15 protein-coding genes and 1 tRNA gene are annotated in these 23,567 nt (G+C 71.8%); 5 read left to right on the plus strand and 11 right to left on the minus strand.

Features of this window, described 5'->3' with window-relative positions:
* Nucleotides 1-14 precede the first annotated feature (14 nt).
* The 3 genes from ACFYZQ_RS08880 to ACFYZQ_RS08890 all read left to right on the plus strand — a co-directional run bounded on the left by ACFYZQ_RS08880 (nt 15) and on the right by ACFYZQ_RS08890 (nt 2,784).
* Nucleotides 15-1,466: a sensor histidine kinase gene (locus ACFYZQ_RS08880; RefSeq protein ID WP_389143487.1), complete on the plus strand. Its 1,452-nt coding sequence runs from the start codon at nt 15-17 to the stop codon at nt 1,464-1,466.
* Nucleotides 1,463-2,161 (plus strand): response regulator, encoded by a 699-nt coding sequence (locus tag ACFYZQ_RS08885; protein ID WP_389143490.1) that lies wholly within the window; start codon nt 1,463-1,465, stop codon nt 2,159-2,161. Before ACFYZQ_RS08880 ends, ACFYZQ_RS08885 begins: the two co-directional genes overlap by 4 nt.
* 92 nt (nt 2,162-2,253) lie before the next feature.
* The gene (locus ACFYZQ_RS08890) at nt 2,254-2,784 is read left to right on the plus strand and encodes a VOC family protein (protein ID WP_389143493.1); all 531 of its coding nucleotides are present in this window, start codon (nt 2,254-2,256) and stop codon (nt 2,782-2,784) included.
* Nucleotides 2,785-2,950: 166 nt separating this feature from the next.
* Here ACFYZQ_RS08890 and ACFYZQ_RS08895 read toward each other — a convergent pair whose 3' ends face one another.
* Together ACFYZQ_RS08895 and ACFYZQ_RS08900 are read right to left on the minus strand one after the other, a co-directional pair.
* Nucleotides 2,951-3,598 carry a response regulator gene (locus ACFYZQ_RS08895; RefSeq protein ID WP_389143496.1) on the minus strand — a complete coding sequence of 216 codons (648 nt, stop codon included), beginning with the start codon at nt 3,596-3,598 and terminating at the stop codon, nt 2,951-2,953.
* Complete coding sequence (locus ACFYZQ_RS08900; protein ID WP_389143499.1) at nt 3,583-4,800, minus strand: sensor histidine kinase; 1,218 nt, start codon at nt 4,798-4,800, stop codon at nt 3,583-3,585. The genes ACFYZQ_RS08895 and ACFYZQ_RS08900 overlap by 16 nt, the downstream gene beginning before the upstream one ends.
* Before the next feature lie 166 nt (nt 4,801-4,966).
* Here ACFYZQ_RS08900 and ACFYZQ_RS08905 point away from each other — a divergent pair, with 166 nt between their 5' ends.
* A complete protein-coding gene (locus ACFYZQ_RS08905) occupies nt 4,967-5,737 on the plus strand; it encodes an ABC transporter ATP-binding protein (RefSeq protein ID WP_389143502.1) in 771 nt (256 codons plus the stop codon).
* A 5-nt stretch (nt 5,738-5,742) separates the two neighbouring features.
* The gene (locus ACFYZQ_RS08910; RefSeq protein WP_389143505.1) at nt 5,743-8,136 is read left to right on the plus strand and encodes an ABC transporter permease; all 2,394 of its coding nucleotides are present in this window, start codon (nt 5,743-5,745) and stop codon (nt 8,134-8,136) included.
* A 228-nt stretch (nt 8,137-8,364) separates the two neighbouring features.
* Here ACFYZQ_RS08910 and ACFYZQ_RS08915 read toward each other — a convergent pair.
* The 9 genes from ACFYZQ_RS08915 to ACFYZQ_RS08955 all read right to left on the minus strand — a co-directional run bounded on the left by ACFYZQ_RS08915 (nt 8,365) and on the right by ACFYZQ_RS08955 (nt 23,373).
* Nucleotides 8,365-8,441 (minus strand) — tRNA-Thr (locus ACFYZQ_RS08915).
* 118 nt (nt 8,442-8,559) lie between these two features.
* On the minus strand, nt 8,560-10,173 hold the full coding sequence (locus ACFYZQ_RS08920) for an alpha/beta hydrolase (RefSeq protein ID WP_389143508.1): 1,614 nt from the start codon (nt 10,171-10,173) through the stop codon (nt 8,560-8,562).
* Nucleotides 10,174-10,262: 89 nt separating this feature from the next.
* Nucleotides 10,263-11,468 carry a DNA polymerase III subunit delta' gene (locus ACFYZQ_RS08925; RefSeq protein WP_389143511.1) on the minus strand — a complete coding sequence of 402 codons (1,206 nt, stop codon included), beginning with the start codon at nt 11,466-11,468 and terminating at the stop codon, nt 10,263-10,265.
* A 90-nt stretch (nt 11,469-11,558) separates the two neighbouring features.
* Nucleotides 11,559-14,747: a dTMP kinase gene (gene tmk / locus ACFYZQ_RS08930; RefSeq protein ID WP_389143514.1), complete on the minus strand. Its 3,189-nt coding sequence runs from the start codon at nt 14,745-14,747 to the stop codon at nt 11,559-11,561.
* Nucleotides 14,748-14,886: 139 nt separating this feature from the next.
* Nucleotides 14,887-17,730 (minus strand): type I DNA topoisomerase, encoded by a 2,844-nt coding sequence (topA, locus tag ACFYZQ_RS08935; protein ID WP_389143517.1) that lies wholly within the window; start codon nt 17,728-17,730, stop codon nt 14,887-14,889.
* Between the two features lie 259 nt (nt 17,731-17,989).
* Nucleotides 17,990-18,187: a hypothetical protein gene (locus ACFYZQ_RS08940; RefSeq protein ID WP_389144706.1), complete on the minus strand. Its 198-nt coding sequence runs from the start codon at nt 18,185-18,187 to the stop codon at nt 17,990-17,992.
* 407 nt (nt 18,188-18,594) lie between these two features.
* Complete coding sequence (locus tag ACFYZQ_RS08945; RefSeq protein WP_389143519.1) at nt 18,595-20,133, minus strand: methyltransferase; 1,539 nt, start codon at nt 20,131-20,133, stop codon at nt 18,595-18,597.
* A gap of 19 nt (nt 20,134-20,152) precedes the next feature.
* Nucleotides 20,153-20,770, minus strand: a complete 618-nt coding sequence (locus ACFYZQ_RS08950; protein WP_389143522.1) for a small secreted protein — start codon at nt 20,768-20,770, stop codon at nt 20,153-20,155.
* A gap of 194 nt (nt 20,771-20,964) precedes the next feature.
* Nucleotides 20,965-23,373 carry a sodium-translocating pyrophosphatase gene (locus ACFYZQ_RS08955; RefSeq protein ID WP_389143525.1) on the minus strand — a complete coding sequence of 803 codons (2,409 nt, stop codon included), beginning with the start codon at nt 23,371-23,373 and terminating at the stop codon, nt 20,965-20,967.
* Nucleotides 23,374-23,567: the final 194 nt, after the last annotated feature.

The raw sequence follows: 23,567 nt of genomic DNA on the forward strand, positions 1-23,567 counted from the left end.
GCCACACTGGGCGCATGACCGGGGCTGCGGGGGTAGTGGGGGCTTTGGGGGCGGGGATCGCGCGGTGGTGGCGGTCCGGCGTCGCCTCGTTGCGGGCCCGCGTGCCGCTGCCGGTCCGGGGGCCGGTGCTGGGCCGGGGCCCGGTGCCGCGGCCGTCCCGGTGGGCCTGGGCGGCCGACGGGGGCCTCGCCGTCGTACTGGCCGCGTGCACGGTGGTCAGTACGCTGCGGCAGGACCACGCCGGTTTTCCGGCTCCCTCGGCCGTGGGTGGCCCGCCCGTTCCACCGGAACCACCCCTTCCAGCGGAACCATTTGTTCCACCGGATCCACTTGTTCCACCGGACCCACCTGTTCCGCCGGAGTCGCTGCCGGCGCACGGTGGTGCGCGGGGCCTCTATCCGGCGGCCGTCCCGTCCGACGTCCTGCTCCTCGCGGCCCTGACGGCCCTGCTCCTGGTGGCGCGCAGGCGGTATCCGCTGACCGCGTTCTGGGCGGTGACCGGCGTGAGCCTGGCCTTCGGGACACGACAGGGGGCGGGCGACGCGACCGTCTACACCTTCCTCTCCTGTGTGGTCGCCGCATACAGCGCCGCCGTGTACAGCCCGCACCGGGTGTGGGCCCTGGCCAGTGTGGTGGCCGGTGCCGGCCTGCTGGCCGTGTACCACGACCAGACGTTCCCGCAGCTCACGCCTGGTCTGCTGCCGTTCCTCGCACTGCTCGGCGTGGGTCTGGGTGCCGGCGCGGTGCACGCCTGGAAACAGCGCGTACACCTCCTGCGGCAGGAGCAGCAGACAGCCACCCGGCTGGCCGTGGAACGCGAACGCTCCCGCATCGCACGCGAGTTGCACGACGTCGTCACCCACAATGTGAGCGTGATGGTCATCCAGGCGGGCGCGGCCCGCAAGGTGATGGACGCCGCGCCCGACCGGGCACGCGAGGCGCTTCTCGCCGTCGAGGCCGGCGGCCGCACCGCGATGGCCGAACTGCGCCATGTCATGGGCCTGCTCACCATGGCGGCCGCGGAGCCGGGTGAAGACCCGCCCGACGAGGAACTGTCGCCGCAACCGGGCCTGGCGCAGGTGGACGCCCTCACCGCACGCATGCGGGCGACCGGCGTACCCGTCGAACTGACGGTCACCGGCACCCCGGTGCCGCTGCCCGCCGGGGCCGACCTGGCCGGGTACCGCGTGGTGCAGGAGGCGCTGACCAACACGGTCAAGCACGCCGCCGGCGCCCGCGTCCGGGTCGCCGTCGACCACACCCCGGACGCCGTCCGCATCGAGGTGTCCGACACCGGCGGCACCCCCGCGGCACCGGCCGGCCCCGGCGGCGGCCGTGGCCTGACCGGACTGCGCGAACGCCTCGCCCTCTATGGAGGCACGCTGCGGACGGACGAACCCCCCACCGGCGGCTTCCGGCTCCGAGCGGACATCCCCGCCGCGCCCCCGGCCGAGGAACTCCCATGACCCGGCCACCACGCGTGGTGATCGCCGACGACCAGGCGCTGGTCCGCACGGGCTTCGGCATGATCCTGGCAGCGGACGGCATCGACGTCGTCGCAGAGGCCGCCGACGGGGACGAGGCGATCGACGCGGTCCAGCGCACCCACCCCGACCTGGTCCTGATGGACATCCGGATGCCCGGCACCGACGGCCTGGAGGCCACGCGGCGCATCCTGTCCGGCGCCGCGTCCGAGCCGCCCCGCGTCGTCATGCTGACCACCTTCGACCTCGACCGCTACGTCTACGCCGCCCTCACCGCCGGCGCCAGCGGCTTCCTCCTCAAGGACGTCACCCCGGAACACCTGGTCGCCGCCGTCCGCCTCGCCCGCAGCGGCGACGCCCTCCTGGCCCCCGCCATCACAAGGCGCCTGGTGGAACGCTTCGTCGCCCGCGGCGACACCCACTCCCCCGCCCTGCACCGCGACCTCGCCCCCCTCACCCCCCGCGAACTGGAAGTCCTCCGCGCCCTGGGCACCGGCCTGAGCAACACCGAACTCGCCACCCGCTTCCACCTCAGCGAGTCCACGGTGAAAACCCACGTCGCCCGCATCCTCGCCAAACTCCGCCTCCGCGACCGGGCCCAGGCGGTGGTGGTGGCCTATGAGACGGGGCTGGTCCTGCCGGGGCAGGGCGAAACGCCCTGCCGTAGCCGCCCGTGATGACCCGCGGGCTCGCCGGCGTGCAGGACAGGATCTGGCCTACTTCGCACCTACCGTCGCTGCCGGCAACCGTCATCCGCGGAAGGACCGTGATGTCCGGACAGAGCAACGCCGCCCCGGCGGGCTACACCACCGTCGCTCCCTGGGTCGTCACCGACGACACAGGGGCTTTCCTCGACTTCGTGTCCCAGGCGTTCGGGGGTGAGGAGCTGGCGCGGGTACGAACCGAGGACGGCTTGATCGGCCACGGTGAGATCCGGGTCGGTGACACCGTCGTACTGGCCTTCGACCGACACGCGGACTGGCCCGCCGTGCCGAGCCTGCTGCGCGTGTTCGTCGCCGACGCGGACACGGCGTTCTCACGAGCCGTCGCAGCCGGCGGCCGGATCGTCACCGCTGTGGCGGACGACGCGTTCGGACAACGCGGAGGGCGCGTCAAGGACCCCTTCGGCAACATCTGGTGGGTGGTCAGCCGTGTCACCGACGTCTCTGCGGACGAGATGTGGCATCGGCTGCAGGACCCGGTGTACGCCGAGACCATGCGCGTGGCCCAGGAGACACTCGACGCCGAGCTCAGCGGCCGAGATCACGGGAGCAGCAGTGCTCCGGTGAGGACGACCTGAGGTCATCCGGTCTTGACGGCCCACGGCCGCCGCCCCTTCGGGGGCACGCGCCGCGTCCTGGTCGCCATGTGCGACTGAGCCCGCACACGAAACCCCGCCCGCCCCTCGCCAGGGGCGGGCGGGGTTTCCCGCTTCAGCGGCCGGGCGCCCGCAACAGCGCGGGCCCTCACGCCCGCAGATACGCCAGCACCGCGAGCACCCGGCGATGCCCCTCCGTGTCCACCGGGAGGTCCAGCTTGCTGAAGATGTTGCCGATGTGCTTGTTCACGGCCGCCTCGGTGATGAACAGGTGCTTGGCCAGGCTCGCGTTGCTGCGGCCCTCCGCGATCAGCGCGAGCACCTCGCGCTCGCGGGCGCTGAGCCGCTCCAGCGGGTCCTGGCGCAGCCGGACCAGTTGCTGGATGACCTCGGGGTCCACCACGGTCCCGCCGGCGGCGACCCGTTCGATCGCGGAGGTGAAGTCCGCCACCGCGCTCACCCGCTCCTTGAGCAGGTAGCCCACCCCGGCACCGCCGTCCGAGTCCAGCAGGCGCAGGGCGTACGACCGTTCCACGTACTGGCTGAGCACCAGCACGGGCAGTCCGGGGAACTCCGTGCGCAACTCGACCGACGCGCGCAGTCCGTCGTCGCCGAGCGAGGGCGGCATCCGGACGTCCGTCACGATCAGGTCGGGTCGTTCGGCACGGACCGCATCGACCAGGGCGTCGGCGTCGCCGACGGCCGCCACCACGTCATGGCCGACCCGTTCCAGCAGTCCGACCAGGCCTTCGCGCAGCAGCACGGCGTCCTCGGCCACAATCAGGCGAAGTGACACGGGACCTCCACGTGCACCAGGGTGGGACCACCGACCGGACTCGACACCCGCATCCGGCCGTCGAGAGCGGCGACCCGGTCCGCGAGACCGGTCACGCCGCTGCCCGCGGGGTCGAGTCCGCCCCGGCCGTCGTCCGTGATGTCGAGGATGAACAGGTCGGAATGGTAGCGACCGTGGACGTGCGCGATCGTGGCGCCGCTGTGTTTGGCGATGTTCGTCATGGCCTCGTTGATCACGTAGTACATCGTCGTCTCGAGCTTTCTGGGCAGCCGCTGGGGCAGTTTCAGGTCCACGGTCACCGGGATCGGGAAGCGGCCCGCGTAGTCCTCGATCGCCGCGACGAGTCCGTGGTCGGCGAGGACCGGCGGGTTGAGGCCCCGAATCAGGGCACGCAACTCCTGTTGTGCGGTGGAGAGTTGGGTCTCAGCCCGGGTGAGCAGTTCGTCCTGCGCGGCGCCCTCCTCGACGTCCAGGCGCATGAGGCCCAGCGTCATTCCCAGGGACACGAGGTGCTGCTGGGCCCCATCGTGCAGGTCACGCTCGATCCGCACGCGCTCGGCGTCGAAGGAGTCCAGCAGGCGCGACTGGGAAGCGCGCACCTCGCGCAGCTCCTCGCCCAGCTCCCTGTCCCGCGGGGCGAGGAACGTGCGGGCCATGGCGGCGCGCGCTCCGGCCCACGACGTCACCGTGTAGGGCGAGGACAGCAGCACGATCCCGGCGAACACCGTCCACGGCCAGGTCTCCCGGGAGGTCGCGGCGATCAGCGTGGCCGGCACCCCGAACGAGAAGCCGAGCACCAGCAGGTCGAGCCACCACAGGGCCGCGGCCGACACCAGCGTGAAGACCAGCTCCCGCCAGGTGGCCTGCTCCTTGAGCCGGGTGGCCACCCAGCCGCGCAGGCCCGTAGCGTCCGGGCGGCGGTGCGGGTCGGTCAGCCGGTCGAGGTCCACCAGCCGCAGCCGCCGGCGCTCCACCGTGGCCACCACCGTGGAGGCGAGGATCAGGCCGACCAGCGGTGCCACGCCGATCAGCACGACGAGGAGGGTCAGGCCCGCGGCCAGGCCGAGCGCGAAGACGAGGACCGCCGCGGCACCGACCAGGACGCCGCCGCTCAGATACGCGAGGGACCGCCAGGGCCAGCTGGAGGTCAGAAAGCTCAGCGGACGCTGAGCCATGGCCTGCCAGGCCGTCGTGGGTCGCATGCGCTCAACGTACCCGGGAGACCTCTGAGCCATCTCCGCCCGCCCAGCAGGCCCCCGTTGAGCGGGCGCACCGGACCGTCCGAGCGCGTGGAGGTAGTACTGGCTCTACCTCAGGAGTAGAGAGCGGATCAGTGCCCCGACCACCCCCGCACGGTGAAATCGACGCATGACGACGACGAGCCGCCTCACCCCCACAGACAACGCGGTCGAACTCCACGGCCTCCGCAAAGTGCACGGCACCGGCGGACGCCAGGTGACCGCTCTGGACGGCGTCTCCCTCGGCTTCCCCCGCGGCACCTTCACCGCGATCATGGGCCCCTCCGGTTCCGGCAAGTCGACCCTGTTGCAGTGCGCGGCCGGCCTGGAGCAGCCCTCCGAGGGAAAGATCGTCCTCGCGGGTGCGGACATCGGCCGGCAGAACGAGAAGGAGCGCACCGAACTGCGCCGTAAGCACGTCGGCTTCGTGTTCCAGGCCTTCAACCTGGTCGAGTCTTTGACGGCCGCGCAGAACGTGGAGCTGCCGTCCCGGTTCGCCGGCCGCAAGGTCAGCCGTGAGCAGGTCGAGCAGGCGCTCGCCTCCGTCGGACTCGCCGAGCGCGCCGGACACCGTCCCAGTGAGCTCTCCGGCGGTCAGCAGCAGCGCGTCGCCCTCGCCCGTGCCCTAGTCACCCGCCCCGACGTCCTCTTCGCGGACGAGCCGACCGGCGCCCTGGACACCGTCACCTCGCGCGAGGTGCTGCGGATGATGCGGATGCTGGTGGACCAGGAGGGCCAGACCACCCTGATGGTCACCCACGACCCGGTGGCCGCCGCCCACGCCGACGTCGTCGTCTTCCTCAAGGACGGTCGCATCGCCGACCGCATCTCGCTCGACCGCCAGGCCGGTGTGAACAACGCCGCGGCGATCGCCACCCACATGGCCCGGCTGGAGGCCTGAGAGACATGCTGATCCTCGCGAACGTCCGTGAACGCTGGTCCGGCTTCCTCGGCGCCTTCGTCGCCGTCCTGGTCGGCGTGGGACTGATCACCACCACCCTGGTCATCTACGACTCCGCCAAAGCCAAGGTCCAGCCGCGCTACGAAGGCACCGCGGCCCTCGCCCTGCCGCCGCATGCCGTCGACGCCGACGGCAGCCCCAAGGACCGGATGCCCTGGAGCAAGTCCGAGGCCGAGCCGCTGGTCTCCGGCCTGAAGAAGGTCCCGGGCGTCGCCGCCGCGGTGGTGGACCGCTCCTTCTACGCCCAGGCGATCAAGGACGGCAGGCCCGTCAACGACGAGGGCGCCCTGGAGTCCGGGCACGGCTTCTCCAGCGTGCGGATGGCGCCGTACGAGCTGGTCTCCGGCCGGGCCCCCGCCGCAGCGGACGAGGTCGTCGTCGACCGCGCCCTCGGTGCGGCCGTCGGCAGCGAGCTGACCGTCAACGTCACGCAAGGACGCGAGCAGTTCAAGGTCGTCGGCACCGTGAACGGTCCCGGCTACTACTTCAGCGAGGAGTTCGCCGCTAGGCAGCAGCCCGGTGTCGCCACCATCGCCCTGATTCCCGACAAGGGCGCCGGCACCGGTGCGATCGTCGCCGCGGCGAAGAAGGTCGTCGGCGAGCACGGCAGCGTGGTCTCCGGCGACGGGCGGTCCGAGCCGCAGCCCGAGTACATCGAGCACAAGCGCTTCCTCGGCGTCCAACTGATCAGCGCCATGGCCATCCTGGGCCTGTTCACCACGGTGTTCGTGGTGGCCTCGATACTCGTCCTGTCGACCGGGATGCGCCGCCGCGAGATCGGCCTCCTGCGCACCATCGGCGCCTCGCCGAAGCAGATCCGCCGCATGATCCTCGGTGAGGCCGCCGTGGTCGGCCTGGCCGGCTCGATCGCGGGCTGCGTGGCCGGTGTGGCCGCGACGCCGCTGCTGCTCTCGATCCTCCGGGGCCTGGACGTCACCCCGCCCGGCATGCGGATCACCATCGCCGCCTGGCCGCTGCTGGTGGCCTCCGTGATCGGTATCGGCGTCAGCGTGATCGGCGCCTGGAGCGCGGGCCGCAAGGCCGCCAAGGTCGCCCCTCTCGAGGCGCTGCTCGACAGCCGCTCGGCCAACAAGGGCATGGGACGTGGTCGCTGGATCGCCGGCCTGTCCGTCCTGGCTCTCGGTGTCGTGCTCGCCATCGGCACCGCCACCTCCACCGCCGACAACCGCATCAACATGGCGATCTTCGCCACGATGACGCTGATCGTCGCGGCGGCCCTGCTGGCTCCCGTGTTCGTCGCACCCGTCGGCCGGATCCTGACCGCCCCGTTCCAGCGCGGCGGCAAGGCCGCCCCGGTCCTGATCCGGGCCGAACTGGTCGCCAACCCGGGCCGCGCCGCCTCCCTGGTGGCCCCGGTGATCGCCGCTGTCGGCTTCGCGGTCCTGCTCAGCGGCATGGTCGAGACGATGCGGGTCGCATACCCGGCCGGCGAGGCACTGAAGGTCGCGGGCCAGACGATCGTCACGCCGGACGGCACCCCGGGCAACACCGACGAGGTCGTCGCCGCCAACCCGGTCGGCAAGGCCGCCCTGCCGACCCGCGCGTTCGTCGAGCCGAAGAAGGCGGGGGACGCCTGCGCGGCCACCGTCCTGGACGTCCTGGGCAGCCGGGACCCGAAGTGGAACAGGCAGGGACAGGCCGTCCTGGGCGAGAAGACGGCCCGCGAGCTGGGCCTGAAGCAGGGCCAGGACGTCCCGGTGCGGTTCGCGGACGGCGCCACCGTCACGCTCACCGTCGCCAAGGTGCTGCCCGACGACCCGGCCCGCGGTGACTTCGTGGTCGCCCGTGACCTGGTCCGCGCCCACGACCCGGCCGCGCTCACCGACGACATCTTCGTCCCCGCCGGCGCCAAGGCCTCGGCCGCGGTGCCCGGAGTGGCGCTGCACGACGCCGCCGAGTACGCCCTGGCCGACTACAACACCGACGCCAAGCTCACCGACTCCCTCGCCATGATGCTGATCGTCATCGCCGTCGGCTACAGCGTCATCGCCGTCGCCAACAGCATGGCCATGGCGGCCCACGGCCGGCGCCGCGACTTCGGAGTGATGAAGTCGGCCGGCGGCACCGTCCGCCAGCTCCTGTTCACCTCGGCCGGCGAGACCACCCTGGTCGTCGTCATCGGCGCCGCCCTCGGTGTCCTGGTCCCGCTGCCCCCGCTGGCAGGTATGGCGGCGGGCCTGTCCGAAGCCACCTCCTCGGACGTCAGCCTGCACCTGAACGCCGGCACCGTCGTCACCTCCGTCATCGGCACGCTGACGGCGGCGGTGCTCGCGGGGATGGCGGTCACGGCGAGGACGCTCAAGCGGCAGACGGCATGAGGAGGGCAGGACACGAGCCCTGAGAGGGACGTACACGCAGGCGGTGGCCCCGGGAACTCTCGGGGCCGCCGCCTTTCCTCTTGTACCCCACCGAGCAGTAAGGCTCTCCCGGCCCCACCTTGGACCCATCCAGCCCTCGTACGGCCTCGCAGGACAATGCCATAGACCACAGTTCGATCAAGGACATAAGAAACCCCAGACCAGACGGCGTCTGACCTGGGGCTTCAGTGGAGCCGCCTTCGGGATTCGAACCCGAGACCTACGCATTACGAGTGCGTTGCTCTGGCCATCTGAGCTAAGGCGGCGCGCTGTCCGCACCATGGTGCGATCAGCAACGTCGGTAAGTCTACACAGTTTCCGGGGGTGCTCTGCACACGCCCCGGAGTGGGGGCTCCGGGACGTGTGGCGGGGCTGGGGGCAGGGCTAGGTGCAGCGCTTGCCCCGGGCGGGCGGGGTGCCGTGGAGGAGGTAGGTGTTGATCGCGGAGTCGATGCAGGCGCTGCCGCGGCCGTAGGCGGTGTGGCCGTCGCCGACGTAGGTGAGGAGCCGGCCGGAGGAGAGCTGGTGGGCGAGGGAGCGGGCCCAGGGGTAGGGGGTGGCCGGGTCGCGGGTGGTGCCGACCACGACGATCGGGGCGGCGCCCTCGGCCGAGATGCGGTGGGGTTCGCCGGTGGGCCTCACCGGCCAGTACGCGCAGTTCAGGGAGGACCAGGCGAGGCCTTCGCCGAAGACGGGGGACGCCTTCTCGAAGGCGGGCAGGGCCTGCTCGACCTGGCCGGGGCCGGTGAACGCGGACGGCAGGTCCAGGCAGTTCACGGCGGCGTTGGCGTACATCAGGTTGGTGTAGTGGCCCTCGGGGTCGCGCTCGTAGTAGCTGTCGGAGAGGGCCAGCAGCCCGGCGCCGTCGTTCTTCCGCATCGCCGAGGTCAGCGCCGCGCGCAGCTGCGGCCAGGCCTCCTGGTCGTACATCGCTGCGATCACCCCGGTTGTGGCGAGGGCCTCGCCGAGCTTGCGTCCGCCCGGGTCGCCGGCCGGGACGGGTTGGGCGTCCAGCTTGCGGAAGAAGGCCTTGAGGTGGTCGCCCACCTGGGCGGGCGTCGTGCCCTTCCGGCCGAGCGAGCAGTCGCTGTGCCGTACACAGTCCTTCGCGAAGGCCTGGAAGGCCGTCTCGAAGCCCGCGGTCTGGTCCAGGTTCAGCCGGCGTGCGGAGAGGGAGGGGTCCATCGCGCCGTCCAGGACGAGTCGGCCCACGCGCCCCGGGAACAGACCCGCGTACGTGGCCCCGAGGAACGTGCCGTAGGACGCCCCTACGTAGTTCAGCTTCGGGTCGCCGAGCACGGCCCGCAGGATGTCCATGTCACGGGCCGCCTCCACCGTGGAGACGTGGCGGAGCAGCCGGGCCTCGTGCGCGGCGCAGCCCTCGGCGAACTTCTTGTACGCCTTGACCAGCGCGTTCGTCTCCTTCTGGTCGTCGGGTGTGACGTCCGTCTGGGTGTACGCGTCCATCTGCCGCGCGCTGAGGCATTCGACGGGCTCGCTGCGGGCGACGCCGCGCGGATCCATCGCGACCATGTCGTAGCGGGCGCGGACCGGGGCCGGGTAGCCGACGCCGGCGTAACTCTGCAGGTAGGCGACCGCCGAGCCGCCCGGGCCGCCGGGATTGACCATGAGCGAGCCCAGGGGCTTGCCCTTGCCGGTGGCCTTCTTGCGGGCGACGGCGAGCCGGATGTCGCCCGCGCCGGGGTCGGAGTAGTCCAGGGGGGCTTTCATGGTGGCGCACTGGAAGCCGGGGGCACCGCAGTCGCGCCACGTCAGCTTCTGTGTGTAGTACGAGGTGAGGGCGGCCGGGGTGGCGCGGGGCAGCGCGGCCAGCGCGGCTTCGGCCGGGGCGGCGCTCGTCGCACTCGTCGCCGTGCCGGAGCTGCAGGCGGAGACGAGCAGCGCGGCGGCCACCAGGAGGGATGCCGCCGGGGTTCTCGGGGGCTTGGTCAAACGGAAGGTCTGGGCTGTCGGGCGGAGGATTCGCCTGAGGTGCATCAGGCGAGCGTAACGCTGTGCCATGGTTCGGATGCCCTACGTGTGCGCCGTGCCTCTTACGGGTGATGCCGTCAACCTGCGCGTGCCGGTCACCCCGCTCTCAGGGCCATTGTCATCGCCTCCACCGCCAGCAGCGGCGCCACGTTGCGGTCGAGGGCCTCACGGCAGCCGGCGATCGCCTCGATGCGGCGGAGCGTGGCTTCCGGGGTGCTGCCCCGGGCGAGCCGCTCCAGGGCGTCCTCGGCGTCCGTGTTGGCGATCGCCACGCGGGAGCCGAGCTGGAGGGCGAGGACGTCGCGGTAGAACGCGGTGAGGTCGCCCAGCGCGACGTCCAGGCTGTCGCGCTGGGTGCGGGTCCTGCGCCGCTTCTGCATGTCCTCCAGGTCCTTCATCACGCCCGCCGTACCGCGCGGCAGCCGGCCGCCCTGGGCCGCGCCGAGGGCCGCCTTCAGCTCCTCGGTCTCCTTGCCGTCCATCTCCTCGGCGAGCTGTTTGGCGTCCTCCGCCGCCGCGTCGACCAGTTCCTGGGCGGCCTTGAGGCAGGCGCCGACCTCGTCGAGGCGCAGCGGCAGCTTCAGCACGGCGGCGCGGCGCTCGCGGGCGGCCGGGTCGGTGGCCAGGCGGCGGGCCCGGTCGACATGGCCCTGTGTGGCGCGGGCCGCCGCGGCGGCCACGTCCGGCTCGACGCCCTCGCGTCGTACGAGCATGTCGGCGACGGCGGCGACCGAGGGGGTGCGCAGGGTGAGGTGGCGGCAGCGGGAGCGGATGGTGGGCAGGACGTCCTCGATCGAGGGCGCGCACAGCAGCCACACCGTGCGGGGGGCGGGCTCCTCCACGGCCTTGAGGACGGCGTTGGCGGACTTCTCGTTCAGCCGCTCGGCGTCCTCGACGAGGATGATCTGCCAGCGGCCGTTCGCCGGGGCGGTGAACGACTTGCGGACGGTGTCCCGCATGTCCTTCACCAGGATCTCGGCGCCGACCGCGGCGACCGTGCTGACGTCGGCGTGGGTGCCGACCAGTGCCGTGTGGCAGCCGTCGCAGAAGCCGCAGCCGGGGGCTCCGCCGAGGGCCCGGTCGGGGCTGACGCACTGCAGCGCGGCGGCGAAGGCCCGGGCCGTCTGGTTGCGGCCCGCGCCCGGCGGGCCCGTGAACAGCCAGGCGTGCGTCATCCTCGACGCCTCCGGCGGGGGCGCGTCGGCGGCGGCCGCGGTGACGAGGGCGTCGGCGTCCCGAGCGGCGGCCTCGAGTACCGCGCTCACCTTCTCCTGACCGACGAGGTCGTCCCACACGGTCATGGGTCACGCCGCCCTTCCGTCACGTTCGTCTTGCGCAGTCCATTGTGCGGGGCGGCACTGACAACGGCCCGGCCGGCCGGGTGCGGGGGCTCAACGCCCCCGGCCCCGCCGGCGTCCGCGCCCCCCGCCGGGCTCCTCGTCGTCCCCGTGCGGTCCGAGCAGTTCGTCCGCGAGGCTCGGCAGGTCGTCCAGCGGCGTCTCCTCGGCCCAGTCGGGCCGCTCCCGCCGCCGCGGTGAGCCGTTCCCGTCGACCTGCGGCAGCTCGCGCGTCCGGTCGTCGGAACCGTCGGGGCCCGCCGCCCGCTCCTCGCGGAAGAAGTCCCGCGGTACCCGGTCCGCGGGGTCGCCGTCCCGCACCGGGGGCAGCACGGCCGTCTCGTCCGCCGGCCCCGGCGCCACTGGTGGCAGTACGGCGGTGTCGTCGGCCGATCCGGGCGCCACGGGCGGCAGCACCGCGGTCTCGTCCGCCGCCCCGGAGGGCGCCGGCGGCTGCGGCAGTTCCGTCGTCACCTCCGAGTCGGACTCCCGGTCCCGGACCGGCCGCAGCACGGCCGTCTCCTCCGCCGGTCCGCCGGACGCGTTCTTCGGCGTCACCACCGGCGTCGGCACGGTCACCGCCTCCGGCGGGACGTCGTCGACGTGGGGCACCACCGGACGCGGGCCGGCCTGCGCCTCGGCGGCGGCCCGCTCGGCCGCCCTGCGGGCCTCCTCGGCGCGCAGCAACGCCTGCTCGGCCTTCCGCTGCTTCTCCATGCGCTGGGCCTCGGCCTCGGCGCGCAGCCGGGCCTCCTCCTCGGCCTGCTTGCGCCGCCGTTCCTCCTCGGCCTTGCGGCGGGCCTCCTCCTCGGCGCGGGCCTTCTCCTCGGCGAGCAGCCGGGCCCGTTCCTCCTCGGCGCGCCTGCGGGCCTCCTCGGCCCGCTGCCGGGCCTCCTCCGCCTGCCGCTCGGCCTCCCGCCGCTGCGCCTCCTCCAGCTCGCGCCGCTTGCGCTCCTCCTCCTCGGCGCGCAGCCGGGCGAGCTGTTCCTGGCGCTCGCGCTCCAGCCGCTCCTCCTCGGCCTTGCGGGCGGCCTCCTCCTCGGCCTTGCGGCGGGCTTCCTCCTCGGCCTTCTTCCGGGCTTCCTCCCTCGCCTTGATCTCCGCCTCGGACAGCGGCAGCACGGTGTCGAGCCGGTGGCGGATCACGCTGGTGACGGCCTCGGGCTCCTGACCGGCGTCCACGACCAGGTAGCGGCCGGGGTCGGAGGCGGCGAGGGTGAGGAAACCGGCCCGCACGCGCGCGTGGAACTCGGCGGGCTCCGACTCCAGCCGGTCCGGTGCCTCCGTGAACCGCTCGCGCGCGGTCTCCGGTGAGACGTCCAGCAGCACGGTCAGGTGCGGGACCAGGCCGTTGGTCGCCCAGCGGTTGATACGGGCGATCTCGGTCGGGGACAGATCGCGGCCCGCCCCCTGGTAGGCGACCGAGGAGTCGATGTACCGGTCGGAGATGACGACGGCCCCGCGCTCCAGGGCGGGCCGTACGACGGTGTCGACGTGCTCCGCCCGGTCCGCGGCGTACAGCAGCGCCTCGGCGCGGTGGGACAGGCCCGCCGACGACACGTCCAGCAGGATGGAACGCAGCCGCTTGCCCACTGGCGTCGCCCCGGGCTCGCGGGTGAGCACGACCTCGTGGCCCTTGGCCCGGATCCACTCGGCGAGCGCCTCGGCCTGGGTGGACTTGCCGGCGCCGTCGCCGCCCTCCAGGGCGATGAAGAATCCGTTGTCCGCGGGAACCGTCGCCGGGTCGTCGCCACCGAGCAGCGCGTCCCGCAGGTCGTGCCGCAGCGGCACCCCGGAGCGGTCGTCGGCCTTGGCCAGCACCAGTGCGGCCACCGGCAGCAGCAGCGCGCCGACCAGCATCAGCGTGAAGGCGGCGCCGCCGTGCGCGAACACGAACCTGCCGTTCTCCAGGCGGTGCGGGCCGATGAGCGCCGCCACCACGGGGGCGATCAGCACGGCGAGCGCCACGAACACCCGTACGACCGTGTGCAGGTGCTCGGTCGTGCGCGGTCGGCGGGACTCCTCGGCCTCCTGGTCGAGGAGCGCGTGCCCGGTGTTGGCGGCGACGCCCGCGCTGACGCCCGCCAGCGCGGAGATCAGCAGCACGCTGGTGACGTCGGGGACGAGACCGGCGGCGAGCAGCGCGATGCCGGTGACGGCGATCGCCAGCGCCAACAGCCGGCGGCGGGACAGCGAGGGCAGCACGGACCGCGCCGTACGGATGCCGACGACGACCCCGCCGGTCAGCGCGAGCACCAGCAGCCCGTACAGCACCGGGCCACCGCCCAGGTCCTTGGCGTGCAGCACGGCCACGGCCACGGCGGCCGCAATCGCCGCGGCGACGGCGGCACAGGCCAGGACGAGCAGCGGCAACGCGCCCGTACGGCCCTTGTCGACGCCGGTCGCGGTCCTGGGGCGGCGCAGTCCCTCGAGCGGGGACCGCGCGCGGGGAGTGCGCGTGGCGGGCAGTTCCAGGGCGGTCAGCAGGGACAGGGAACCGGCGAACATCCCGGCCGCCACGTACGCCCCGAGGGCCGCCTGGTGCTGGTCGAACCAGGCGATCCCGGTGCCCAGGGCGTTGTTGAGCAGGGACGCGACGACGAGGGTGGCGGCCGCGAGGGGAATCGCGAGGAAGGTGGTGCGCAGCGACAGCCGGCGCAGGGCGTCCATGTGGTCGGGCAGCGGCCGCACCGTGGCGCCCTCCGGGGGCGGGGCGGGCAGCAGCGCGGGGGCCGCGCTCTCCCGGCACACGGTCCACAGTCGCTCGGCGACACCGACGACGAACGCGGTGACCAGCAGGGCGGCCAGCGCGTTGTCCGGGGTCCAGTCGATCCACAGCGGGGCGACGATCAGCAGGGCGGCACGCACCCCGTCGGCGCCGACCATGGTCCAGCGGCGGTCGAGCGGCCCCTCCTGGGAGGTGAGCGACGTGAGCGGTCCGAGGAGGACGGCGCCGAAGATCAGGGTCGCCAGGATGCGCACCGCGAAGACGGTCGCCACTGCGAACGCCACGCCCCGGTAGCCACCGCCGAACGACCCTTCGGCGATCGCCGCCTGGAGGGCCAGGAGCACGAGTACGAGGAGCGCCAGGGTGTCGCCGACACCGCTCACCAGTTGGGCGCTCCACAGCTGCTTGAGCTGCGGCCGGCGCAGCAGCGCACGGACCGCACGCTCACGGGAGTCCGCCACCAGGTCGTCGTCGGGGGCCGGGTTGTGGGCCGTGGGCTGCTCGGCTCGCGTCATGCGTTCAGCCTATCCGGAGCGGCTGACACCACACCGCGACCGTCCGAACGTACGCACACCCCGACACCAAAGTGATGCCGGGGCGTTCGTTTCGCGAAGCCGCCGTGAAGGAGTGTGGAGGCAGGCGGGGTGCCGGCCCTCAGTCCTCCGTCGTCCTGGAGGCCGTCGCCTTCTTCGCGGTGGTCTTGGCGGTGGTCTTCTTCGCGGTGGTCTTCTTCGCGGCCGTGGTCGTCTTCTTGGCGGCCGTCTTCTTGGCCGCGGTCTTCTTCGCCGGGGCGGCCTTCTTCGCGGTCGCCTTCTTCGCGGGCCCCTTGGCCCGCTTCTCGGCGAGCAGCTCGAAGCCGCGCTCGGGGGTGATCGTCTCGACGCTGTCGCCGGAGCGCAGGGTCGCGTTGGTCTCCCCGTCGGTGACGTACGGCCCGAACCGGCCGTCCTTCACCACGACCGGCTTGCCGCTCACCGGGTCCTCGCCCAGCTCCTTCAGCGGCGGCTTGGCGGCGGCCCGACCGCGCTGCTTCGGCTGGGCGTAGATCGCCTGCGCCTCCTCCAGCGTGATCGTGAAGATCTGGTCCTCGGCCTGCAGGGAGCGCGAGTCCGTGCCCTTCTTCAGGTACGGGCCGTAGCGGCCGTTCTGCGCGGTGATCTCCACGCCGTCCGCGTCGGTGCCGACGATGCGCGGCAGCGACATCAGCCTGAGCGCGTCCTCGAGCGTGACCGTGTCCAGGGACATCGACTTGAACAGCGAGGCCGTGCGCGGCTTGACGGCGTTCTTGCCGGTCTTCGGGGTGCCCTCGGGGAGCACCTCGGTGACGTACGGGCCGTAGCGGCCGTCCTTGGCGATGATCTGGTGGCCGGTCTGCGGGTCGGCGCCCAGCTCGAAGTCGCCGCTCGGCTTGGCCAGCAGCTCCTCCGCCAGCTCGACGGACAGCTCATCCGGAGCGAGGTCCTCCGGGATGTCCGCGCGCTGGTGGTTCTCGGCGTCCTTCTCACCGCGCTCGATGTACGGGCCGTACCGGCCGACCCGCAGCACGATGCCGTTGCCCACGGGGAAGGACGACACCTCGCGCGCGTCGATCGCGCCAAGGTCGGTCACCAGCTCCTTGAGGCCGCCGAGGTGGTCGCCGTCGCCGTTGCCGGCGTCGGCCGCGGCGCCCGTGACGCCCGCGGCGAAGCCGCTGTCAGGCACTGTTTCACCGAAGTAGAACCGCTTCAGCCACGGCACGGCCTGCGCCTCGCCACGCGCGATGCGGTCGAGGTCGTCCTCCATCTTGGCGGTGAAGTCGTAGTCGACGAGCCGGCCGAAATGCTTCTCCAGGAGGTTGACCACGGCGAAGGACAGGAAGGACGGCACCAGGGCCGTGCCCTTCTTGAAGACGTAGCCGCGGTCGAGGATCGTGCCGATGATCGACGCGTACGTCGACGGGCGGCCGATCTCGCGCTCTTCCAGCTCCTTGACCAGCGAGGCCTCGGTGTAGCGGGCCGGGGGCTTGGTGGCGTGCCCGTCGGCCGTGATCTCCTCGGCGCTCAGCGCGTCGCCCTCGGCGACCTGCGGCAGACGGCGCTCGCGGTCGTCGAGCTCGGCGTTCGGGTCGTCGGCGCCCTCGACGTAGGCCTTCAGGAAGCCGTGGAAGGTGATCGTCTTGCCGGACGCGCTGAACTCGACGTCCCGGCCGTCGGCGGCGGCTCCACCGATCTTCACGGTCACGCTGTTACCGGTCGCGTCCTTCATCTGGGAGGCGACCGTCCGCTTCCAGATCAGCTCGTAGAGCTTGAACTGGTCGCCGGTCAGTCCCGTCTCGGCCGGGGTGCGGAAACGATCACCCGAGGGCCGGATCGCCTCGTGCGCCTCCTGGGCGTTCTTGACCTTGCCGGCGTACGTGCGGGGTGTGCTCGGCAGGTACTCGGCGCCGTACAGCTGCGTGACCTGGGCGCGGGCGGCGGCGACCGCCGTGTCGCTCAGGGTCGTGGAGTCCGTACGCATGTACGTGATGTAGCCGTTCTCGTACAGCTTCTGGGCGACCTGCATGGTCGCCTTCGCGCCGAAGCCGAGCTTGCGGCTGGCCTCCTGCTGCAGCGTCGTCGTACGGAACGGCGCGTACGGCGAGCGGCGGTACGGCTTGGACTCGACGGACCGCACGGAGAAGCGGGTGTTCTCCAGGGCGGCGGCCAGGGCGCGGGCGTTCGCCTCGTCCAGCTGGAGGATGTTCGCGCTCTTGAGCTGTCCCAGGGAGTCGAAGTCGCGGCCCTGCGCGATCCGCCTGCCGTCGACGGTCTGCAGACGGGCGACCAGCGTCGACGGGTCCGACGGGTCCCCCGCGCGGCCGGTCGCGAAGGTGCCCGTCAGGTCCCAGTACTCGGCGGAACGGAACGCGATGCGCTCGCGCTCCCGTTCCACGACGAGCCGGGTGGCGACCGACTGGACACGGCCCGCCGAAAGGCGCGGCATGACCTTCTTCCACAGGACCGGCGAGACCTCGTAGCCGTAGAGGCGGTCGAGGATGCGGCGGGTCTCCTGGGCGTCGACCATGCGCTGGTTCAGGTCGCGCGGGTTGGCGACGGCCTGGCGGATCGCGTCCTTGGTGATCTCGTGGAAGACCATCCGCTTGACCGGGACCTTGGGCTTCAGGACCTCCATGAGGTGCCACGCGATGGCCTCGCCCTCGCGGTCCTCATCGGTGGCGAGGAAGAGCTCGTCGGAGTCCTTCAGCAGGTCCTTGAGCTTCTTGACCTGGGCCTTCTTGTCGGCGTTGACGACATAGATCGGCTCGAAGTCGTGGTCGACGTCCACGCCGAGGCGACGGACCTCGCCGGTGTACTTCTCCGGCACCTCCGCGGCGCCGTTGGGGAGGTCGCGGATGTGCCCGACGCTCGCTTCGACTACGTAGCCGGGGCCCAGGTAGCCCTTGATCGTCTTCGCCTTGGCAGGCGACTCGACGATGACGAGTCGGCGGCCGCCCTGTGCGGTCTCGCTGGTCGGGGACAACTTCGCTCTTCTCTCCGGTCGACGCTGGGGCCTCCCCAGGCCTTGGTCCCGGGGCGCGTGCTGTGTGGCTCGCTGGTGGTGACGCTGCGGAGTGTGACGGTACATCCCGCCCCCGTGTCAAACGGGAAAAGCCCACAACGGCCACTCGAACGGTAACCCGACTACCGCCCTTCCTGCCGCCCGGAGTCACCAGTCGCCGGTCCGTTCCTGTCCGGAGCGTGACGCTCCCCTTACGCGGACGACATGGTGCGCGCCGCCTTCAGAGGCGGGTCAGACAGTACGTGGCGAGGGCCAGCGCGATCACCGAGGCGAGGCCCGCGAGGGTCACCGATGCGACCTGGTTCACACCGAGGGCGACCGGCTCGCCGCGCCGGACCCGGGTGGCGGTCCACACCAGCAGTGCGGCTCCGAACAGGGCGAACACCACTCCCGCGAAGATCGCCGGCCCGCTCTCCATGACCCCGTGCGCCCCTTTTCTGCCGTCGGCGAGTGCCCAGCGCGGGGAGAGTGACAGGTCGGTGCGTCGGGCGGGCGAACCCTGGGTGAACACCGGGTCGACCATTCCCCGCGCGCTCTTTCGAGCGCCTCGGGGTGATCGATCGGCGGTCCTTATTTTTCCGGTCTTTTTCCTGTCGTGGCTGCGTCGCGGGGGCGCGCGGACCGGGTCCGCGCGCTTCTTGGCCGGTTTCCGATGGCTGCGTGCCAGGACAGGCGGGCAGCGGGGCCGACCTCCGTCGGACCGCACCGATCGACCGGTCCCGGCCGGCCCGCACCGGCCGACCGGTCGCTCCGAGGGCGCGACCGGTGGCATCCGGACGGCATGGCGGCCGCTCCGGCCTCAGCTCCGGTGCCCGACCCGGGTCCTCAGCCCGCCGGCTCCAGGAACCCCTGTTCCACGAGCAGCCGGATCTGTGCCGGTGTGCGGTCGCGCAGCACCACCGGGTCCTCGCCCATCAGCTGCGCGATCGCGTCGAGGATGCGGCCCGCGCTGAGGGTGCCGTCGCAGACGCCCGCGAAGCCGGCGCCGACCGTGTCCACCTTGGTGGCCCGGCGCATCCCTCGGTGCTGGCGCAGCACCACGTGCTCCGGGTCCTCGGCGCCGGGCAGCCCGACCTGCTCCTGGACCACTTCCGCGGCGAGCTTGAAGTGCGCGGCGAGCAGGGCCGCGTCGTCGTGCTCCCGCAGGTAGTCCAGGCGTGCGAAGTGGGCGCGGATCGTGTCGCCGAGCGGCTGTTCGACCGAGTGCGGCCACTCCTCCACGGTGACCGAGGGCTCGGCGGCCCCGGACCTGCGCAGCGTGATCCAGCCGAAGCCCACCCCCTTGACCTTCCGCGCCTCGAACTCCTCCAGCCAGGCGTCGTACCGCGCCTGGTACTCGGCCGGGTCGGTCCGGTGGTCACCGGCGTCCCTCAGCCACAGCTCGGCGTACTGCGTGACGTCCTGCACCTCACGCTGCACGATCCAGGCATCGCACCCGCGCGGCACCCACGACCTGAGCCTGTCCTGCCAGTCCTCCCCCTCGACGTGCTGCCAGTTGGCGAGGAACTGCGCGAACCCGCCCTCGCTGAGCCGTTCCCCCGCGCCCTGAACGAGCGAGCGGCACAGATCGTCCCCGCCCATCCCGCCGTCCCGGTACGTCAGCCGGGCAGCCGGCGAGATCACGAAGGGCGGGTTGGAGACGATCAGGTCGTACCTCTCCCCCTCCTTGACGGGCTCGAACAGCGAGCCCTGGCGCAGATCGGCGGCCGGGACGCCGGACAGGGCGAGGGTCAGCGCGGTGAAGTGCAGGGCGCGCGGGTTGAGGTCGGTCGCCGTCACGCGCGTGGCGTGCCGGGTGGCGTGCAGCGCCTGGATCCCGGAGCCGGTTCCGAGGTCGAGCGCGGCGGCGACGGGTGTGCGCACGGTGATGCCCGCGAGGGTCGTGGACGCGCCGCCCACGCCCAGGACGACCCCTTCCTCGCGGTTGCCGATGCCGCCCGCGCCGCCGACCGCGCACCCGAGGTCGGACACGATGAACCAGTCCTCGCCGCCCGGTCCGCCGTACGGCCGTACGTCCACGGTCGCGGCGAGGTCGCTTCCGGCGGCGCCGCCCGGGCGCACCAGCCAGCCGCTCGCCAGGCACTCCTCGACGGGCAGGACGTCCGCCACGCGCGCGTGCGGCACGGGCTGCTGGAGCAGGAACAGCCGTACGAGCGTTTCCAGCGGCGTGTCGCCACGGGTCGCGCGGAGCGCGGGCACGGTCTCGCTGCGGGCCAGCGCCGCGTAAGCGGGCGCGCCGAGCAGTTCGAGCAGCCCGTCGGCGGTGAAGGAGGCGCCGAGCAGGGCGTCGCGCAACCGGGCGGCGACGTCGGGGCGGTCGGCGGACGGCAGGGAGGGCAGGGTGGCGTTACTCACGCCCCCCATTGTGACCCGCGGGCCGGGATCAGCCGGCGGTCGTCGACGACGACGTCGATGCGGACACCTTCTTGCAGCTCGCCTGCTTGGCGATGGCGTCCTTGACGTCGCCCTGCTCCAGGTTCTTCAGGGCGGTGGTGCCGCTCTGGCTCTGCTTCTGCAGGTCCGTCATCTGGGTGGCGATGTCGTGCAGTCCGGTGGCGAACTTCGCCTGGTTCTTCGTGTCGAGCGCGTCGACCTTCTTCTTCAGGCCGGCGTAGGCCGCGGAGAGGTCGTTGAGGTTCTTCACCGCGTCCTGCTGCCGCTTGGCGCCGCCGTCGACGCCGGGAGGTGCCCCGGCGTTGCTGATGGCCGCGGCGAGCGACTTGTAACCGTCGGACATGTCCTGGAAGGCCTGGGAGTCGGTCTTCTGGATGGCCGCCGGCGGGTTGGAGGTGTCCGAGGCGGTCTTGGTGATGGCGGCGTTGGCGGACTTGATCTTGGCGTCCTGCGCCGGCACCGCGTCGCAGACCTGCTTGGCCCAGGCGTCCAGCTTGGGGTTGCCCTTGTCGCCGCCGCTACTGCAGCCGACCAGCGCCACTGCCAGTACCGCACCGCCGGACAGCGCGGCCGTGAGCTTCTTGTTCACCGGATTGGTCCCTTCCATGGCTCTCGGCCCCCGGAATCTACACGCCGGACGGCGGACGCCCCAGACATAACATCCGCTAAGACCGTAATGACACTGTTTACACCATGCGAGAGAAGGGTCACGGTGAGGTGGCCCACACAGACGAAGCGGGCGGGCGGCACGTCAACGCGTGCCACCCGCCCGCCGCTTGAGCAGGGCTTCGTCAGGACGCTCTACGAAACCACCGCGGGATCGGCCGGCTTGGACACCCGGTCCGCGTCCTGCTCCTCGTCCCCCACGGCGATGCCGCGCCGCTTGGAGACGTACACCGCGCCGACGATCACGACGAGGGAGAGCACCGCGACCACGATCCGCACCGCGATGTTCTTGTCGTCGCCGTAGGAGAACCGGATGACCGCGGGCGCGATCAGCAGCGACACCAGGTTCATGACCTTCAGCAGGGGGTTGATCGCCGGACCGGCGGTGTCCTTGAAGGGGTCGCCGACCGTGTCGCCGATCACCGTCGCCGCGTGGGCCTCGCTGCCCTTGCCGCCGTGGTGGCCGTCCTCCACGAGCTTCTTGGCGTTGTCCCAGGCACCGCCGGAGTTGGCGAGGAACACCGCCATCAGCGTGCCCGCGCCGATCGCGCCCGCGAGGTACGAGCCGAGCGCGCCGACGCCGAGCGTGAACCCGATGAAGATCGGCGCCATGACCGCGAGCAGACCGGGCGTGGCCAGCTCGCGCAGGGCGTCCTTGGTGCAGATGTCGACGACCTTGCCGTACTCCGGCTTCTCGCTGAAGTCCATGATCCCGGGGTGCTCGCGGAACTGCCGACGCACCTCGAAGACCACCGAACCCGCCGACCGGGACACGGCGTTGATCGCCAGCCCAGAGAAGAGGAAGACGACCGCCGCGCCGGCGATCAGACCGACGAGGTTGTTGGGCTGCGAGATGTCCATGATCAGGCTCATCGGTGCGCCCGGTCCCGACAGCTTCTCGCCCACGTCACGCGCACCGGTGGTGATGGCGTCGCGGTACGACCCGAACAGCGCCGACGCGGCCAGGACCGCGGTGGCGATGGCGATGCCCTTGGTGATGGCCTTGGTGGTGTTGCCGACGGCGTCCAGGTTGGTGAGCACCTGCGCGCCGGCGCCCTCGACGTCGCCGGACATCTCGGCGATGCCCTGCGCGTTGTCGGAGACCGGCCCGAAGGTGTCCATGGCGACGATCACGCCGACGGTGGTGAGCAGTCCGGTGCCGGCCAGGGCCACCGCGAACAGCGCCAGCATGATCGACGTACCGCCGAGCAGGAACGCCCCGTACACGCCGAGGCCGATCAGCAGAGCGGTGTAGACGGCCGATTCGAGGCCGACCGAGATACCGGAGAGGACGACGGTGGCCGGACCCGTGAGGGAGGTCTTGCCGATGTCCCGAACCGGACGGCGGCTGGTCTCGGTGAAGTAGCCGGTGAGCTGCTGGATCACGGCGGCGAGCAGGATGCCGATGGCCACCGCGACCAGGGCGAGGATGCGGGGGTCCCCGCTCTTGCCCCTGATCGCCGCGTCGGTGACGCCGTCGAGGTCCGCGTACTTCGCGGGCAGGTAGACGAAGACAGCCGCCGCCACCAGGGCGAGGGAGATCACCGCGGAGATGAAGAAGCCGCGGTTGATCGCGGACATGCCGCTGCGGTCGGCGCGGCGCGGAGCGACCGCGAAGATGCCGATCATCGCGGTGATCACGCCGATCGCGGGCACCAGCAGCGGGAAGGCGAGACCCGAGTCGCCGAAGGCCGCCTTGCCGAGGATCAGCGCGGCGACCAGGGTCACGGCGTACGACTCGAAGAGGTCGGCCGCCATGCCCGCGCAGTCGCCGACGTTGTCGCCCACGTTGTCGGCGATGGTCGCGGCATTGCGCGGATCGTCCTCCGGAATGCCCTGCTCGACCTTGCCGACCAGGTCGGCGCCGACGTCGGCGGCCTTGGTGAAGATGCCGCCGCCGACACGCATGAACATGGCGATGAGGGCGGCCCCGAGGCCGAAGCCCTCGAGCACCTTCGGCGCGTCGGCCGCGTACACCAGCACCACACAGGAGGCGCCCAGCAGGCCGAGCCCCACCGTGAACATGCCGACGACGCCGCCCGTGCGAAAAGCGATCTTCATGGCTTTGTGCGAGACGGTGGTGAGATCCTTTTCCGGCTCACCTTCCGCCGGGGTCGCTTCCCGGGCCGCCGCGGCCACTCGGACATTGCTGCGCACGGCGAGCCACATGCCGATATAGCCGGTGGCCGCCGAGAACGCGGCACCGATCAGGAAGAACACCGACCGTCCGGCACGCTGATTCCAGTCGTCCGCGGGCAGCAGCATGAGAAGGAAGAACACGAGGACGGCGAATACGCCGAGCGTGCGCAGTTGCCGGCCCAGATAGGCCTTGGCGCCTTCCTGGACCGCCTCCGCGATCCGCTTCATGCTGTCGGTGCCCTCGCCCGCCGCCAGAACCTGGCGTACCAGGACGCCTGCGACCACGAGCGCGGCCACCGCCACGGCCGCGATGACCGCCACGATGATCCGGTTGTCGTCGGTCAGGACCGCGGCTGCGAAGGTTGTGGGGTGGTCCAGCTGATGAGGGGTAGAAAGCCCCGCCATTCGTCCTCCTTGACGCTTGGGCTGAGCTCAAGATGTGGACGGATTCTAGGTACCGGAACCTGATCTAAACAGAGCGCGGTAAACGGAATTGGCCCACCTGTGCTCTACAGCAAATGATCGCCGGGCAGAGACAGAACCCGAAAGCGGTAATGCCCTGAACGCATTGACGCTTGATCCATTATCACGTAATTGAT

It is taken from the genome of Streptomyces sp. NPDC001843 (genome assembly GCF_042891955.1).
Taxonomy (GTDB): domain Bacteria; phylum Actinomycetota; class Actinomycetes; order Streptomycetales; family Streptomycetaceae; genus Streptomyces.

Coding starts and splice junctions, on each gene's coding strand:
- ACFYZQ_RS08880 (WP_389143487.1), top strand. CDS start 15: ATGACCGGGGCTGCGGGGGTAGTGGGGGCTTTGGGGGCGGGGATCGCG.
- ACFYZQ_RS08885 (WP_389143490.1), top strand. CDS start 1,463: ATGACCCGGCCACCACGCGTGGTGATCGCCGACGACCAGGCGCTGGTC.
- ACFYZQ_RS08890 (WP_389143493.1), top strand. CDS start 2,254: ATGTCCGGACAGAGCAACGCCGCCCCGGCGGGCTACACCACCGTCGCT.
- ACFYZQ_RS08900 (WP_389143499.1), bottom strand. CDS start 4,800: ATGCGACCCACGACGGCCTGGCAGGCCATGGCTCAGCGTCCGCTGAGC.
- ACFYZQ_RS08905 (WP_389143502.1), top strand. CDS start 4,967: ATGACGACGACGAGCCGCCTCACCCCCACAGACAACGCGGTCGAACTC.
- ACFYZQ_RS08910 (WP_389143505.1), top strand. CDS start 5,743: ATGCTGATCCTCGCGAACGTCCGTGAACGCTGGTCCGGCTTCCTCGGC.
- ACFYZQ_RS08920 (WP_389143508.1), bottom strand. CDS start 10,173: ATGCACCTCAGGCGAATCCTCCGCCCGACAGCCCAGACCTTCCGTTTG.
- ACFYZQ_RS08925 (WP_389143511.1), bottom strand. CDS start 11,468: ATGACCGTGTGGGACGACCTCGTCGGTCAGGAGAAGGTGAGCGCGGTA.
- tmk (WP_389143514.1), bottom strand. CDS start 14,747: ATGACGCGAGCCGAGCAGCCCACGGCCCACAACCCGGCCCCCGACGAC.
- ACFYZQ_RS08940 (WP_389144706.1), bottom strand. CDS start 18,187: ATGGAGAGCGGGCCGGCGATCTTCGCGGGAGTGGTGTTCGCCCTGTTC.
- ACFYZQ_RS08945 (WP_389143519.1), bottom strand. CDS start 20,133: ATGGGGGGCGTGAGTAACGCCACCCTGCCCTCCCTGCCGTCCGCCGAC.
- ACFYZQ_RS08950 (WP_389143522.1), bottom strand. CDS start 20,770: ATGGAAGGGACCAATCCGGTGAACAAGAAGCTCACGGCCGCGCTGTCC.
- ACFYZQ_RS08955 (WP_389143525.1), bottom strand. CDS start 23,373: ATGGCGGGGCTTTCTACCCCTCATCAGCTGGACCACCCCACAACCTTC.